The organism is Gracilimonas sp. B-17, from assembly GCF_056857935.1.
In genome coordinates this window covers 777520-793984 of sequence record NZ_JBSXOA010000012.1, presented here as the reverse complement: position 1 = coordinate 793984, position 16465 = coordinate 777520, and the positions used below count along the sequence as shown (strand labels likewise).

The window sequence follows — 16465 nt, the reverse complement described above, 5'->3', positions numbered from 1 at the left end:
TTTAGACGAAATAAAATGGAAAAGTTAACTATAAATAAACCGCCATAATATTTGTGATAATTTCCGATCGGCTCTATCTTCATAGCCTATGCGAAAATTATCACCATCAGAGAAAAAAATATTGGATCGGCTTTTGTATCCTGAACCTTTTGAGGTTATTCAGGAGGAAACACAGTTAGCCTATGGTGAGATCAGGGATGACCTTATCAATCTTATGAATTCACGTCTCATAGAAACCGTAGACCCGGATAACCCTAACGCTAATACGACCGGTTCTTTTGATTCTGATAACGTAAAAGAATCAACTTACAGGATCACCAACTCAGGCATTAACCTAATGAAAAGGCAATCATGAAATTTCAGGCAACGATTGGAGAAAATGAACTTGATATTGAATTATCCCCCAAGGATGGAACTTTCAAATCAGGAAATTTGAATGGCTCCTATACATTTGAACATGTGAATGGCCGTTACTTTTTGAGAACCGGAACAAAAACTTACAAGATCGATAATATCAGTAAGGAAGGTTCAAACATTGAATTTTCCATGAATGGTGTTTGGCACAGCATCTCTGTGAAAGATGAGCAGGAGCTTCTGCTCGACCGGTTAGGATTCAAAACCGGTGCTGCCGCTGCCGAAGGATTGCTGAATGCTCCTATGCCCGGAAAGATCCTCGAGATCATGGTCAAAGAAGGAGATGAGGTTGAGAAAGACCAGCCTTTGGCCATTCTTGAAGCCATGAAAATGGAAAACGAACTCAAAGCACCGATCAGCGGCACGATCTCCTCGATCTCAGCTGTGGTTGGTCAGTCATTAGAAAAAAATTCACCCATATTGGAGATAGAAACCATTGGATAAATTCGTTATTAAGGGCGGCTCCCCTCTCAAAGGCACAATTCCTATCAGCGGTTCAAAAAATGCCGCACTTCCTTTGATGGCCGCTTCACTGTTAGGCAGTTCTTCATCTACATTAAAAAATATTCCACGGCTAAAAGATATTTACACCTTCAACAACGTGATCCGTGTAGTTGGTGCTCAGGTTACTTTCAGGGAAGATGAGAATACCCTTATCATTGACCCTGAAAATGTGAATCACCTTGAAGCACCCTATGATCTTGTTCGGAAGATGCGTGCTTCATTCTATATGCTGGGAGCTTTGGTTGGTAAATATGGATATGCTAAGGTCTCCCTGCCAGGTGGTTGTGCTTGGGGCCCCCGACCTGTTGACCTTCACCTGAAAGGTATGGAAGCCATGGGCATTGATATCTCACTTGAGAAAGGATATGTGATCGCAAAGGCTCCTGACAAAGTTGATGGTGGAACCTTCAAGCTGGAACCAAGTTCAGTTGGGGCCACCGTAAACCTGCTCCTGGCATCCGTATTAAAGGCTAAAGAATTTACTATAGAAAATGCAGCCAGGGAGCCCGATGTGGTCCAATTGTGTGAACACCTTGTAAAAATGGGTGCCCACATTGAAGGTATTGGTACCGAAACGCTAACCGTTAGAGCGGTTGATGAATTAAAAGGTATTGAAGTCTCCAATGATCCTGACAGGATCGAGTTAGGTACGTTCATGATCCTTGGTGCTATGTTACCCGGATCGGAACTAACGCTGACCGGTTGTAACCCGGAACATCTTGGAAGCTTTACTAAAAAACTTAAAGAAACTGGAACTGCCGTTGATATCAATGGCACCACAATTGATATAATAGCTCCAAATGCCCTTAAACCGGTATCTATCAAAACACAGATCTATCCCGGCTTCCCTACAGACTTACAGGCACAGTGGGCAACCATGATGACGCAGGCAAATGGTGAATCTAAAGTGACCGACACCGTATATTTTGACCGTTTCAGCTACGTACCAGAACTTACGCGCCTGGGGGCTGACCTGGATGTTGAAAAAAATAGTGTTCATATTTCAGGGAAAACGCCACTGGCAGGAGCATCAGTCATGAGTACTGATCTCAGAGCAAGTGTTAGCCTGGTTCTGGCTGCTTTGGTCGCTGAAAACACGACCGAGGTTCTACGTATCTATCATTTGGACCGCGGTTATGAATCTCTTGAAAATAAATTAAGGGCAGTAGGTGCAACGATACAGCGCGTGGACGAGGAATAATTAACCGCATCGGTTTCTTTTATCAAGAAAGATCTATACCTCTTCCCGGGTTCAAAGGTCGGATCCATTTTAGGCTGGTAAAACTATATTTTTTATTTACAGATGCGTTTACATTAATGGCTTTTCCCATGTATATTAATTGAAGAGAAAATCAGCCTAAAAAAGCTTTTTTAAACAATTTTCGATTGCATAACGCACAGAATACATATCAAAATCAAATTATGACGGCATCAATGTCTACACGTATTGAAGATGCTCTCATTGATTTTCTCTTTTTCTGCGGATTATTACTTACAAATCTTACGCAGCAACTCTTTTCAGATTCCGAAACGGGATCAACTCAAAAAACAATTTTAACAGATATTATACCCAAAGCAGCCGCTCGACCGATTGCTTCAAACCGTGCTCTCACTAATGAGACCCTAATCGATTTGCATCGTAAATTAATCAGATGGTTCGTTTGCAAGGGAAGCAGTGGCATTTGGGAAAGGAAGAATTTTAATGAAGAATCAAATTATTATTCACTCTTCGGGCAATCAGACCCGTATTGCGCTATTGGAAAACAACGAATTAGCGCAGTTATTCATAGAATCAGAAGAAAACCAGCGTACTGTTGGTAATATTTATGTAGCACGAGTTCATAAAGTGCTGAGCGGAATCAGAGCCGCATTCATTGACATGGGCACCCCTAAAGATGCCTTTCTTCACTTCTCTGATGCAGGTGACCACCTTGATGAATACATAACCAAACTAAACGGTCCGGACGCTATACCGAACAATGTTAAAAAGGATGTCGCTAACAAAGACAATCTTTCTAACATTGAGAAACAGATCATGGCCGGTAAAATGTTACGCACCGGACAAAAGCTTCTGGTTCAGATCGTTAAGGAACCCATTGGTTCAAAAGGTCCCCGTATCTCTACTGATATCACCATTGCAGGGCGTTTCCTGGTACTTATCCCGATGGGTGACTACATTGCAGTATCCAAGAAGATAGGCCACTATAAAGAACGACGACGTCTGAAGGGCATTCTGAATAATATGGTACCTGATGGCTTTGGTGTGATCGTACGTACCGTGGCCAAGGGTCAGGACAAGAAATCACTGGAAGATGACCTTCGAAACGTTCTTAAGAAGTGGGAACAGATCGTCGACCAGTTAGAAGATGCGAAGCCCCCTTCCCTGCTTTATCGTGACCTGAACATGACAGAAAGTCTCATTCGTGATCTTTTTGCTAAAAATTATGACCGGGTTCTGATCGATGATCCTGAACTTTACAGACAGATCAAAGGGTATGTAAGTCAGATCGCACCCCAGATGGTACCTAATGTTCAGCTATACAAAGGCAAAGAGCATATTTTTGATTACATGAAGATTGCTCATGATGTTAATTCCATCTTCAGCCCCCGTGTAAGAATGAAATCAGGCGGCTATCTCATTTTTGAACAAACGGAAGCTATGTATGTAGTGGATGTTAACTCAGGACCTTATGCCGCTAAAAAACGGCAGGAAGATAATTCCCTTAAAACCAATCTTGAAGCTGCCAGAGAGATCGCAAAACAGCTTAGATTACGTGATATTGGTGGTATTATCGTTGTTGATTTCATCGACCTTCGGGATGATAAAAACCGTAAGAAGATCTATGATGAGCTCAAGAAAGAATTTGTAAAAGACCCTGCCAAGACCAATGTCATTGGTATGAGTGATTTTGGATTAGTCCAGATCACAAGACAACGCATCAGACCAAGTGTAGTAAATTCAGTCTCTAAGGTTTGCCCTGTCTGCGGTGGTTCCGGAAGTGTGGTCACGGAAGATACCATCCTGACGGACCTCGAAACCTGGTTAAGTAAATTCAAGCACAACACTAATTATCGTGCAGTTGATATCTATGTAAATCCTTATCTGCGTTCTGTTCTAACCAGAGGAATGATCAGCACTCGCTGGAAATGGATGGCACGTTTCCGTATCAAGATCTCCCTCATCGGAGATGAGACGGTTTCAATGAATGAGTTCAGAGCAACTCTTGTTGGTTCTGATATAGATATCACTGACATTGTAATGAGAGACGAATCTATTGAAGAGGTCCTGGACCGTGAAGGAGAGCTTATAGAGCTCGAGAGTGGAAAAGCTGACAAAGATAATCTGGATATATCCAAGAAAGAGAACAGTTCGTCAGGTCGTAATGACAATTCGAACGGAAGAGGAAATTCCAAGTACTATAAGTCTTCAAATTAGACCTTGGCTTGGTTTTTGTGATTAACTCTTAAACTCTTTCACCAAAATATTATTTATGAATTTATCTGAACTACATGCAACAACCGTTGTGGGTGTGATCCACAACGGGAAAGCTGCAATTGGTTGTGACGGTCAGGCAACAATGGACAAGACCGTCATGAAAAGCACCGTCAAGAAAGTGCGCAAGTTATATAATGGTAAAATACTGGCAGGATTTGCCGGCTCCACTGCTGACGCATTCACCCTTTTCGAGAAATATGAGGAAAAGCTCAATGAATACAACGGTAATATGGAAAGGGCCGCTGTTGAACTTGCCAAGGAATGGCGAAAGGACAAGTTCCTTCAAAAACTTCAGGCCCTCCTCATCGTAATGAACAACGAAAAATCTTTGGTCATATCCGGTCAGGGTGACGTCATTGAACCCGATGATGAAATTGCCACTATAGGAAGCGGTGGTTCCTATGCCCTTTCGGCAGCTCGTGCCATGGTAAAACATGCTTCGGGATTAACATCTAAACAGATCGTTGAAGATGCCCTGAACATTGCTGCTGACATTGATATATACACCAATCATAATATTACCATTTTAGAAATTGACGATTGATATGCTAACTATTGAAGAAAAGAATTTAACACCGCAGCAGATCGTATCTGAGCTGAATAAATATATAGTAGGCCAGCAATCTGCCAAGAGATCGGTTTCTATTGCACTCCGTAACCGTTGGAGAAGACTGAACGCCGAAGAAGAGATCCGTGAAGAGATCGTGCCTAATAATATTTTATTGATCGGGCCAACCGGTGTCGGTAAAACGGAGATCGCAAGAAGACTGGCTAAACTTGCCCACGCCCCTTTCATGAAAGTGGAAGCCTCTAAATTCACAGAAGTTGGATATGTAGGCCGTGATGTAGAATCCATGATCCGTGACCTGACCGACGTGGCCATTAGCATGGTTAAACAGGAGATGCAGGATCGTGTGAAAGAGAAAGCAGCACAGAAAGCGGAAGAAAGGATACTGGATATCCTCATCCCTCCTGTTAAGAAGAGCGGGGTTGGTTTTAACAGCTCGACATCCGGTAACGAAAGTTTTGATCCTAAAGATGCCAGTGACTCAGAATTGAACGAGCGTACACGGGAACGCTTCAGGGAAAAACTTAAGAACGGCGAATTAGAAGACCGAGAAATTGAAATCGAAGTAAAATCCAGCAAAAGCCCAATGATGCAGGTTTTTGGCCCGCAGGGCATGGAAGAGATGGGAATCAACCTTCAGGATATGCTGGGTAATATTGGTAAAGGGAATAAAAAATCGAAGCGAAAACTGCCCATCAGTGAAGCACGTGAACTTTTGACCGAAGAAGAAGCTGAAAAACTGATCGATCATGAATCAGCCGTTCAGGAAGCCCTTGAGAGGGTTCAAAAGCAAGGTATCGTCTTTATTGATGAGATCGACAAGATCGCAGAATCTTCAAGTGGTGGCGGCAAAGGTGGTCCCGATGTAAGCCGGCAAGGGGTACAGCGTGACTTGCTTCCGGTTGTGGAAGGCAGTGCGGTAAACACCAAGCACGGTATCGTCAAGACCGATCATATTCTGTTCATTGGATCCGGGGCATTCCATGTTTCAAAACCGTCTGACCTGATACCCGAGCTTCAGGGAAGGTTTCCGATCAGAGTGGAATTAAACTCACTGACTGAAGATGACTTCGTCGACATATTATCCAAACCCAAAAATGCCCTGACCAAACAGTATATTGCCATGCTGAAGTCAGAAGGGGTTGAAATAGAATTTAAAGACGATGCGGTCAGAGAAATTGCCCGAATTGCCGCTGAGGTAAATTCCTCTGTTGAGAATATCGGTGCAAGAAGATTGCACACTATTATGTCCTCATTATTTGATGAACTGCTATTTGCAGTTCCTGATGATATCAGTTCAGGTAAGATCACTATTGATAAAGCCTATGTGGACAAGCAATTAACAGACATTGTAAAAGACAAGGATCTGAGCCACTATATACTATAAGAGCATGTTAAGTGTTATTAAATGAAAGTACACACACAATTGTGGGATACTTAATTATTTAGTACACTCGTTCTGAAAGAAACTTTTCATGCCAGAATTGGTTTTGATCTATAAGTAAAGACGTAATATGATCTACATGCATTTAAAAAAGATATTGTTCCCAAACATATTAATACTGTTGTTGCTTGCTGCCCTTCGTTTTACAGGGGTAGATCCGGTCATACAATCAGAAAATAACGATACTGAAAACCTGACCAAGTACCACCAGGCACAGCGGAGTATTTTAACAAATTACTTCAGGGAACCTGATCTCAATGAGATGTATCGCTCTAGTATCAAATACATGGTCAAAGCCATCAAAGACAGTACTTTAGAGATCAATGATACACCGATCGACACCACATTCAAAGGGGTTGATATTGCCACGATCAGAGATTCTTTCAGGAATTTCGAAAGAGCCTATCTTTATGTAGCCAATAACCGAGAAGACGAAGATATGGGCAAGCTAACTGAGGCTGCCATTAGAGGTATGTTTTCGACTCTTGATCCCCACTCGGTATATATTGAAGCAGAGGATAACGAACAGATACAGGCTGAATTTGCCGGTAAATTTCAGGGTATAGGTGTTCAGTTCCAGATCATACAGGACACAATAACCGTGATCACTGCGATATCCGGTGGACCCAGTGAGCAACTTGGCATCCGCTCAGGTGACCGCATCATCGAGATCGAGGATTCCACGGCAGTGGGATTCACGAATGAAATGGTACTTCGCAGGTTGCGAGGTGAAAAAGGCACCAAAGTAGGCGTTACGATCAAACGTCCCAATGTGAGGGAACCCATTAATTTTACGATAACTCGTGATGATATACCGCTTTACACCGTAGATACCTCTTATATGCTGGATGAACGAACCGGTTACATCAAGATCAATCGTTTTGCAGCCACTACACACGATGAGTTTATGCAAGCCACCCGGGAACTCAGGTCAGAAGGTATGGATCGCCTTGTATTAGACCTTAGGGGAAATCCGGGCGGATATCTTAGCCAGGCCATTGCCATTGCTGAAGAATTTTTCCCAAGAGGTACTGAACTGGTATCTACTAAAAGTAAACACAAGCGGTTTGACGGTGAATATTTTTCCAGGAAAGATGGGGCTTACATAAACAAACCGGTCATTATTCTCGTTGATGAAGGAGCCGCATCAGCCAGTGAGATCGTAAGTGGAGCAATACAGGATCATGATCGTGGACTGATAGTGGGTAAACGCACCTTTGGTAAAGGATTGGTTCAGCAACAGTATGAATTGGTGGACAAAAGCAGCGTACGCGTAACTATTTCTCGATATTATACCCCATCAGGTCGATTGATTCAAAAGCCTTTTGTTGAGGGTGGTGAAGAATATGCTTACGAGATCTACCGGCGGGATGATGCCATGGATGATGCCTCAGAATTCATTAATCATATACCGGACTCACTCAAATACAAAACCGATGGTGGCAGAACGGTTTATGGTGGAGGCGGTATTGTACCTGATTATATTGTACCATCGGATACCTCTACATCTGCCTATATATTTAACTTTGCCATCCGTGAACAAGCTTCATTTGATTATGTTCGTAATTTCCTTGATGACAATGGTGATACATTTAGAGCAGAATGGGAATCTGATTTTGAGGACTTCAGAGAGAATTTTAACTGGGATGAAACAAATGTTGAAGGACTAAGATCTCTACTCGTTGAAAGAGGAATGTTTATTTCAGATACAGTTGAAACGCCTGATTTCAGAAATGATACCTTATTTGTACCAAAAGGACATTTTGAAGAAATTTCATGGCTACTTGAAGGCAGAATGAAAGCTGAACTTGCACGTCAGGTTTGGGGTATGAAATACTTCTACCCTGTTGTTAATGATGTATTTGATACCACGCTTAAGAAAGCTATGACTCTATGGGATGCTGTTGCCAAGCTTGAGGAACTGGCAAATGGAAATTCCAAAGCATCTGCGATCGGAAACCTCTCAGGTACCGATAACGAAGATTAGCATTAATAATTTATCCACTTAAAAAGGCCTCATCTGAGGCCTTTTTTATTTCTATCTATTCTAAAATCTCACGTATTTAAAGGTCTGATCAATCATCGTCTTTGAAAATATCTTCAATGAGGTGACCGTATTTATCCGCAATCACACGCCTTTTTACTTTTAGCGTTGGCGTGATCTCACCGGTCTCAACTGAAAACTCATTTGGCACTAATCTGAAATCTCGAACCTTTTCATGTGATGCCAGTTCTTTGGAGAAAGACCGCAGTTCTTTTTTATAGATATCCTTTACCTCCTCCAATTCAATAAGTTCTTCATTGTCTTTAAATGATAACCCCTGTTCTTTGGCCCATTTTCCTACTGCCTCAAAATCGGGGACAATGATAGCTGCCATATAATTCTGAGCCTCACCCACCACAACGATCTGGTCGATCCATTTACTGGTTTTGAACAGATCCTCTATCGGACCTGGATAAATATTCTTACCACCGGCATTTACGATCATATGCTTGATTCGATCCGTGATCTTGAGAAACCCGTCTTCGAATTTACCCACATCTCCGGTATGCAACCAACCGTCGTTATCGATCATCTCTTTGGTTGCCTCCTCATTGTTCCAGTATCCTTTCATCACATTTGGTCCCTTGCATAGGATCTCTCCTTCTCCGGAACTAAGATCAGTAGGATAGTCCTCACCGCTGATCGCAGCAAGCATTTCTCCGTTTTCAAGACTTTGAATACCTACTGTAACCCCCGGAATAACGGTTCCAACTGCTCCAACCTTTTCCTTACCCGGCTGATTAGCAGCCATCACCGGAGAGGTTTCTGTAAGTCCGTAACCCTGAAGGATATTCATACCCGCACACTGAAAAAAGGTATCGATCTCAGGCGGTAAAGCAGCCCCACCGGAAACAAATAATCTGACATGGCCACCCGTTCGTTCTTTTAGCTTATCGAAAACCAATTTGTCAGCAATTTTCTTCTGAATGCTAACAAGTCCTCGTTTTCCTTCGGCATATTTTTTCCCGGTTTCTACTGCCCAATCAAATATCTTTTTCTTGGTATCACTACCCTCCTCCACACTTTTTACTATAAGGTTATACATCTTCTCGAATAACCGTGGCACACTGATCATGATCGTTGGCTTCACTTCCGGCATGTTGCGAGAAACCGTATCCACACTTTCAGCATAATAGATCTCGACTCCACTTGAGAGTGTTGCATAATAACCTGCAGTTCTTTCAAATGAGTGGCAAAGAGGAAGAAATGAAAGTAAACGGTCGGTATCGTCCCAATAAATATGCTGGGTAGCTGCCTTAACGTTCGATACAATATTACTGTGAGTCAGCATAGCGCCTTTTGGCTGACCAGTAGTACCGGATGTATAGATCAAAGTAGCTACATCAGAGGGCTCAACCATTTTATTTCGCTCTTTAATGGCTTCTTTATGCTTTTCAATATACTTCCCCCCTTCAATAAGCATATCATCATACATTTGTACAAAATCATTATCCATTAAGTGCTTCAGAGTCGGTTCATCAAAAGCCACGATCTGTTCCAATTCTTTACAATTCTCAAAAACTTCCACGGCTTTTTTAAGCTGAAGTCCAGTCGACACAAAGAAGATCTTAGATCCCGAATCCTTAAGAATATATTCGCACTGATGAGCCGGTAAAGTGGTATACAGAGATACATTAATCCCCCCTACCAACTGTATGGCTAGGTCAACTGCAACCCATTCATACCTGTTTTCACTTAGAATGGCCACCCGGTCACCTTTTTGTATACCTCTCTCCATAAGATAGGTAGCAATAGAATAAACATCATCCGTAACCTGATCCCAGAGAATAGGCTCATAAGGCTGGTCAGGGTTTGGTTTATAGTAAAAAGGCATTTTATCCGTCCCGTTGTACTTGTGGGATAGGTTCAAAAATAGTTCTGTCAGTGTTTCAAAAGGGACTACAGTTGGCATATTTCACAAATTTATTCCTGGTCTAACTCCGCTGAAATATAATACTCTTAAAATCAAAAGCATGAGTTTCATATGCATGTTTACAAGTTGTATATTTACGCAAACCAAAAGAGTATTATGGCACATCCAGCACACGAAGATACAGTAAATCTTGTAAAGGAGATATTTCGTTCTTACTTAAAGGAAAGAAATCAACGACAAACCCCTGAACGTTTTATGGTTCTGGAAGAGATCTATACGGCCGACGGACATTTTGATGCCGATGATATATTTTTCAGGATGAAAGAAGGTGGAACCAGGGTTTCGAGAGCGACGGTTTACAATACCCTTGACCTACTTGTGGAATGCGGTTTGGTCCAGCGTCAGCAATTCGGAAAGAGTCAATACTACTACGAGCGTGCTTATGCCTATCAACAGCACGATCACATCATTTGTCGTGAATGCGGACATGTACTTGAATTTTGTGACCCCAGGATCGGAGAGATCCAGAGAATGTTATCTGAAATACATGACATGGATATTGACGGACACTCTTTGCACTTCTTCGGAACCTGTACAGACAAAGAAGCATGTGCGGAGCGGAAAAAAGCCAATAATAATAAGCTGGCTTCAGTTAAGGAGTAAAACTCTTATTCAACCCACATAGAAAGGTTTAGACTCCAATAAACTCTTCTAAAGGTCATTCAGAAATATAGGTTTCCTTTATGAACCTACGGGCGGCCCAGCGGCTTCCCCACCAACCCATGAGCATTGAAAGCAGTAACATGGCTCCTGTCAGGAAGTACCACCTTCCGAACGGCCATTCCAAAACACCCAGATCCGGCAGATAGTAAGGCGTTGCCAATTCAAAGATAAAGAAAACACTGAGAACAGCTAAGGAACCCGCAATGAGGCCCTGTAGTATTCCTTCTACTATAAACGGACTTCTGATAAATTTATGAGTAGCTCCTACTAATTTCATGGCCCTGATCAAGTCTCTTTTAGCGTATATGGTCAGGCGAATGGTATTATAAACCAAAACCAGGGCAGCCAGTAAAATCAGTATCCCGATTCCTCCCCCCACTAATGTAAAGGTATTCAGATTTGATTCCATCACTCTCAATAAGGCTGCATTGTATTCAACCTCATCCACTCCGCGAATATTTTGAAGCCTTGAGACCATGGTTTCAATACTTTCGGCTCCGGCATCAGTATTTACGCTGAGTCTGTACGAGGCCGGCAGAAAATTAAGTTCAGCAAGTTCTTCCACACCTGCTCCGAATTCTTCCCTCATGATAGCAGATGCACTGTCTTTGGAAATATAGGTGGTTTCAATTACCAGTTCCTCTGCCTCTATTTCTTGACGGATCTGATTCATTGTTCTGTCATCAACATCCAATAAGAACACTTCCACTTCTACCAGTTCCTTAATAGACATGGCCTGACTGTATACATTGAAGCCAATGCGCGAGAGCACACCAAGCAACAAAACAGCGACAAACAATGAAAAAATGGATGTGGTGGCCGCAAGTTTCGTGCGCTTGATACCTGAAATACCTTCCCTAACAATGTATTTTATACTCATATTAATTTCTGAATTGTGCTCTAATTCCTACTAATAAACGTCGAGGTGGCATCGGAAAACCGGCCGCCTCAAAGTAGCCTGCCTGACCAAATCCGTCAAGGGCATTTTCCCATCTCATTACAACCATGATTCCCCGGATCCTAGCTGATAATTCAGCATCCAGTCTAAAAAACGGAGGGATATCCTGTTCCATGCTATTTCCTTGCCAGATACCAAGTTCCGTATTATAAGTTCTGGCTCCATAGGCTAAAGGTGAAAGAAGTGTTTTAAATCCCATTTTCAGATAAGCCGCACGGTCGAATACGTATCCTTTCACAAAGGCTGAGTTACGTACCCACAGAACCTGATCCTGTTCATTGATGGATGAATTTAATGGATCTGCCTCTGAATAGTTGAACTGCTGAATGGTTGCTGAACTGCTGAATTCAAATAATTGATTCTCAAAATTACCATAGAACGTACCGGTCATCTGATCGTACTCGGAACTGTTGATAAATGTGGTGTCAGAGGAAATCCATACCGAATTTTCTGAAATCTTATATCGCCCTTTTAATCCAAACCTAAGTTTTGAGTTTAGGATGAGTTGCAGGTCGCCTGTTGCTGAATAACCCATTTCATTCTCTAGATCAGGATTTCCGGAATACCTGTTTCCATCCCAGAATTGAGATTGTATTGAAGGTATATTACTGAATCCGGCGCCAATTACTTTTAGTTTTGCCCAATTCAGTACCCCGATATCCATACCTAATACAGTTTCATAACCTGAGTTCTCATTGGAATCATATTGAACTCCTGCATTTCCAAAAATGGACACGTTATCTGACACACCAAGACTGACATTTACACCGGCGTAATATTCCGACCAGTCCGACAACGACAAAGAGGTTTTTTCATCAACGCTGTGGAATGCCGCATTACCCCTTAACTCCAAATCCAAGCTCCCAAGTTCTATTCTTTTAAATACTCTTGGATTAATTGAACGAATGTTTTGTGTAAGAGTGTCGATCACAAAAAACAGATCTTTGCTGTTTTTTGTATATGAGATCTCTAAACCCGCATCCTCAGCTGAGGATGTATCCTTACGATGATAAATTCCGGTATTAAGATCCCAGCGACTTATCTCTGAGTTGGCACTGTTATTCCTGGGTTGAGATCTGAATTCATCAAATGGAAACTCAGCCGGATTACCAATTATGTACCCAAACGACTCTCCCCTGTCGTACTGATTTCTCAAATACATCGCCCTCAGTAAAAACTTATCACTAAGATGATGATATAATCTACCCGTGATCTGATTACCCTTTACATTGCTGTTTGGATAATATTCGCCTCCTCTTCTATCCCAATAAGATAATTCGATATTGGTACTTTGAGAGAAATTGCGTGAAACCAAAAACTCAAGGTTTCGGTATGCTCCTCCTGCTTCATCATAGATCAGATAACTGCGTGGTTTCAGCAGATAGAAATCCCTGATCCTGATATCTGATCGGTATGTGCCTCCATAATATTCTACAGCTTTACCAATTTTTCTGTGAGGGATTAGATTATAATTCGGAAGCCCTGTAACCGGATCGTTTATAATAAGTCCATCCAAATAGATCTCCTGTTCGTAAGGTTGATAGCCATTGATATGATAGGCATCAACTCGACCAATGGTTCCCTGTCTGAAGGAAATGACATCATCTCTATATGCCTGATGATCGCCCCAGTTTGGCCAAATTTGCCACCTTAATAAGCTGTCTGTTGTAATGAGATCAGCCTGTTCAGGAAATTTCTCTTTCCATGGAATGAGTGGATCCAATTCCTCAGGTTCTGATTTATTTATTGTCGTATCCTGAAAAACAGTTGTGTCAGGCACAATAGAAATAGAATCTGAAGGTTCAGCTACCTTCATAGTATCCACAACCTGCCCCAATACATGACCGGTGGAGAAAAATAAAACGATATGAATAGCTATAATACGACTCAAGAAAAGTGCTTTTTTAGGTCATAGGGCATTTCTTGTATTCCCATTAATTGACGCCTTGTGATTTCCAGCAATACCATTTTACTTCGTTCTTTATTGATGAGTCTGTCTTTGGTAAACATAGCCTTTACAGCAAAATGAGGACCACCTTTTTGATAATATCCCATCCAAACGGTACCAACAGGCTTCTCATTTGTTCCACCGGTTGGACCGGCTACTCCAGTAGTTGATATTCCAATGTTGGCCTTTAGTCGCTCTGAGACCCCCTTTGCCATTTCAAGTGCTACTTGCTTACTTACTGCGCCATATTTATCAAGGGATTCCTGTTGAACTCCAAGCTGTTCAACTTTTACTGAGTTTGCATATGAGACAATACCACCTTTAAAATAGGCACTACTGCCTGATTTATCTGTAATACTATTTGAAACCAAACCTCCGGTACAACTTTCGGCTGTGGCTAAGCAGAGGTCAGATTCCTGAAGTAATGCCCCCACTGCCTCACTTAATTGAAACCGTTTACCTTCACCATAAATATACCTGCCGGCCTTTTCATAAATCACCTGAGTAATGTTGTGAAGGTGATCCTCAGCTTCTTCTTTTGTAGCCCCTTTAGCATTCAACCGAAGGGTAACACCTCCCGGTGCCGGCAAAAAAGCCATACTGACCCCATTATTGAAATACTCACTCAAATCTCCGAGAACCTCATCACTCAGTGTACTTTCGCCAATTCCAGCAGTTTTCAGGTATCGTGACAGCAGGTATTCTGATTCACTAAAAACTTCTCTGATCTTTTCGTATACCCTTTCCTTCATCAGATATTTCATCTCATAAGGTACACCGGGCAAGACTGCTAAGGCTGTTTCATTCTCATAAAACCACATGCCGGGAGCGGTCCCTGCTTTGTTGATCAAAACTTCACAATTTTCCGGCACTTCTGCCTGTGCATGATTGGAACTGGAAAAAGGAATATTCCGCTCCTTGAACATTTTTTTTATATAATCGAGGGTTGGTTCATTTAGTTTAAAGCCCACTTTATAAAGATCAGCCACAGCTTTCTTGGTCATATCATCGTGAGTGGGCCCTAACCCCCCTGTTGAAATTACAAGGTCAGAATTTTCAAGTGCGAAAGTAAGCGTACTTTTGATCTGCTCAAGATCATCCGATATAGTATGGATATAAGTAACTTCAAAACCTGCACGTGTGAGATAGTCTCCAAGCCAGGAGGCATTAGTATTTACAGTATCACCAATAAGTAATTCATTTCCGACCGAGATAATCTGTGCTTTCATGGCGTATAAATTCCGTAATACCCTGTCCAATTTCCACAGTTAAATAAGTTATTACTGATATTTCTGTATAGATAATATATCTCCCGTAAAAGCCTAAAAAATCAATCATGTTATGAATTGAATTACTTAGTAAGTTTGGTCAATAAAGTTGAATCGATCGTATGAAAAACATACCCAACATACTGAGTACACTCCGGATGATCCTGGCACCAATCTTCCTGTTCATGTATATACAGGATGAATTAATATGGCGCTCGCTGAGTATCGCAGTATTTGCTGTAGCCGCTGTTACTGATTTTGCGGATGGAAAGATCGCCCGATACTATGAAATTGAGAGTGATTTTGGTGTTTTTATTGATCCACTTGCTGATAAATTTCTCACATTTGCAGGATTTCTTTGCCTTCCATTTTTAGATATGAACCAATTTCCGTGGTGGGCTATCTCAGTTATTCTGATTCGAGATATCCTGGTGACCACACTTCGTTTATATGCCAGCCGGAAGAATATCACCATGCAAACCCGATTCACGGCCAAAGCCAAAACGATGGTCCAAATGGTTTTTTTATACGCCGTTTTACTTCTGGGTGTCTTTAAACAAGCAGATATCGATTTCGCGGATCAAGCCTCACAATTCTTTAACTCCGGGGTACTTTATTACGCAATGTTATTTGTGACGGCCCTTACTGCCTTTTCCGGAATTGAATATTTATGGGTAAACCGAAAACTCTTTAGCAGGTAAATACATTTTGGATACGCTGAAGATCTTACTGGGAACCGGGCTATATTCTGGGTTTCTTCCAAAAGCTCCCGGGACTTTTGGAAGCCTGGTATCTATTGTTTTCCTTTACCCGGTCCTGCAAGCACAGAACCCGTACTACATTATAATTTTTTCAGTGATATGCAGTCTCATCTCACTATGGGTTTCGCCCCATTTTGAGCAGGAATTTGGCAAGGATCCAGGTAGACTAGTCATGGACGAATGGGCCGGTCAAAGTCTGGTTTTCCTGACAATTGGTGTTACCGGGACGCTCACAACCGATCTCTCTGTACTTTTGGCCGGTTTTTTACTGTTCAGGTTTTTTGATATTCTTAAACCCCTTGGAATAAAAAAAGTTCAGGATCTTAAAGGGGGAACCGGAATTTTAGCTGATGATTTACTTGCAGGATTATATGCGCTTATCTCTTTAAAAACCCTTATTTTCCTGTGGCCGAAAATATTCGGGATGGTTTAATGATCTCACTCATCGTTACGGCAACCAAATA

Annotated in this window: 14 protein-coding genes; 10 read left to right on the top strand and 4 right to left on the bottom strand. The window is 41.9% G+C overall.

The annotated features are described in order from the left end of the window. The first annotated feature begins 88 nt into the window (after positions 1-88). The 7 genes from AC13FX_RS11845 (at position 89) to AC13FX_RS11815 (ending at position 8413) form a co-directional block, all read left to right on the top strand. On the top strand, positions 89-355 hold the full coding sequence (locus AC13FX_RS11845) for a hypothetical protein (RefSeq protein WP_482880898.1): 267 nt from the start codon (positions 89-91) through the stop codon (positions 353-355). After that, on the top strand, positions 352-858 hold the full coding sequence (locus AC13FX_RS11840) for an acyl-CoA carboxylase biotin carboxyl carrier protein subunit (RefSeq protein ID WP_482880896.1): 507 nt from the start codon (positions 352-354) through the stop codon (positions 856-858). The genes AC13FX_RS11845 and AC13FX_RS11840 overlap by 4 nt, the downstream gene beginning before the upstream one ends. Continuing rightward, complete coding sequence (gene murA / locus AC13FX_RS11835) at positions 851-2119, top strand: UDP-N-acetylglucosamine 1-carboxyvinyltransferase (RefSeq protein ID WP_482880895.1); 1269 nt, start codon at positions 851-853, stop codon at positions 2117-2119. Before AC13FX_RS11840 ends, murA begins: the two co-directional genes overlap by 8 nt. Before the next feature lie 501 nt (positions 2120-2620). Then, entirely contained in the window at positions 2621-4354 is a 1734-nt protein-coding gene (locus tag AC13FX_RS11830; RefSeq protein ID WP_482880893.1) for an Rne/Rng family ribonuclease, read from the top strand. A 55-nt stretch (positions 4355-4409) separates the two neighbouring features. Then, entirely contained in the window at positions 4410-4958 is a 549-nt protein-coding gene (gene hslV, locus AC13FX_RS11825) for an ATP-dependent protease subunit HslV (RefSeq protein ID WP_482880891.1), read from the top strand. 1 nt (position 4959) lies between these two features. Then, positions 4960-6369 (top strand): ATP-dependent protease ATPase subunit HslU, encoded by a 1410-nt coding sequence (gene hslU / locus AC13FX_RS11820; RefSeq protein WP_482880889.1) that lies wholly within the window; start codon positions 4960-4962, stop codon positions 6367-6369. Between the two features lie 136 nt (positions 6370-6505). Next, the gene (locus AC13FX_RS11815) at positions 6506-8413 is read left to right on the top strand and encodes a S41 family peptidase (protein WP_482880888.1); all 1908 of its coding nucleotides are present in this window, start codon (positions 6506-6508) and stop codon (positions 8411-8413) included. Between the two features lie 88 nt (positions 8414-8501). On the opposite strand, the gene AC13FX_RS11810 is transcribed toward AC13FX_RS11815, so the two are convergent. Then, complete coding sequence (locus AC13FX_RS11810) at positions 8502-10382, bottom strand: AMP-dependent synthetase/ligase (RefSeq protein ID WP_482880887.1); 1881 nt, start codon at positions 10380-10382, stop codon at positions 8502-8504. Between the two features lie 117 nt (positions 10383-10499). Here AC13FX_RS11810 and AC13FX_RS11805 point away from each other — a divergent pair, with 117 nt between their 5' ends. After that, a complete protein-coding gene (locus AC13FX_RS11805) occupies positions 10500-11006 on the top strand; it encodes a Fur family transcriptional regulator (protein ID WP_482880885.1) in 507 nt (168 codons plus the stop codon). A 55-nt stretch (positions 11007-11061) separates the two neighbouring features. Here the strand turns inward: AC13FX_RS11805 and AC13FX_RS11800 are convergent, their stop codons facing one another. Genes AC13FX_RS11800 through AC13FX_RS11790 form a run of 3 tightly spaced genes read right to left on the bottom strand, consistent with a single transcriptional unit; the run spans position 11062 to position 15201 of the window. After that, entirely contained in the window at positions 11062-11946 is an 885-nt protein-coding gene (locus AC13FX_RS11800; protein WP_482880884.1) for a cell division protein FtsX, read from the bottom strand. A 1-nt stretch (position 11947) separates the two neighbouring features. Beyond that, positions 11948-13915: a putative porin gene (locus AC13FX_RS11795; RefSeq protein ID WP_482880883.1), complete on the bottom strand. Its 1968-nt coding sequence runs from the start codon at positions 13913-13915 to the stop codon at positions 11948-11950. Continuing rightward, positions 13912-15201, bottom strand: a complete 1290-nt coding sequence (locus tag AC13FX_RS11790; RefSeq protein WP_482880882.1) for a competence/damage-inducible protein A — start codon at positions 15199-15201, stop codon at positions 13912-13914. The genes AC13FX_RS11795 and AC13FX_RS11790 overlap by 4 nt, the downstream gene beginning before the upstream one ends. Before the next feature lie 161 nt (positions 15202-15362). On the opposite strand from AC13FX_RS11790, the gene AC13FX_RS11785 reads away from it, so the two are divergent. Together AC13FX_RS11785 and AC13FX_RS11780 are read left to right on the top strand one after the other, a co-directional pair. Continuing rightward, the gene (locus tag AC13FX_RS11785; protein WP_482880881.1) at positions 15363-15941 is read left to right on the top strand and encodes a CDP-alcohol phosphatidyltransferase family protein; all 579 of its coding nucleotides are present in this window, start codon (positions 15363-15365) and stop codon (positions 15939-15941) included. Between the two features lie 7 nt (positions 15942-15948). Then, a complete protein-coding gene (locus AC13FX_RS11780) occupies positions 15949-16434 on the top strand; it encodes a phosphatidylglycerophosphatase A family protein (protein WP_482880879.1) in 486 nt (161 codons plus the stop codon). Positions 16435-16465: the final 31 nt, after the last annotated feature.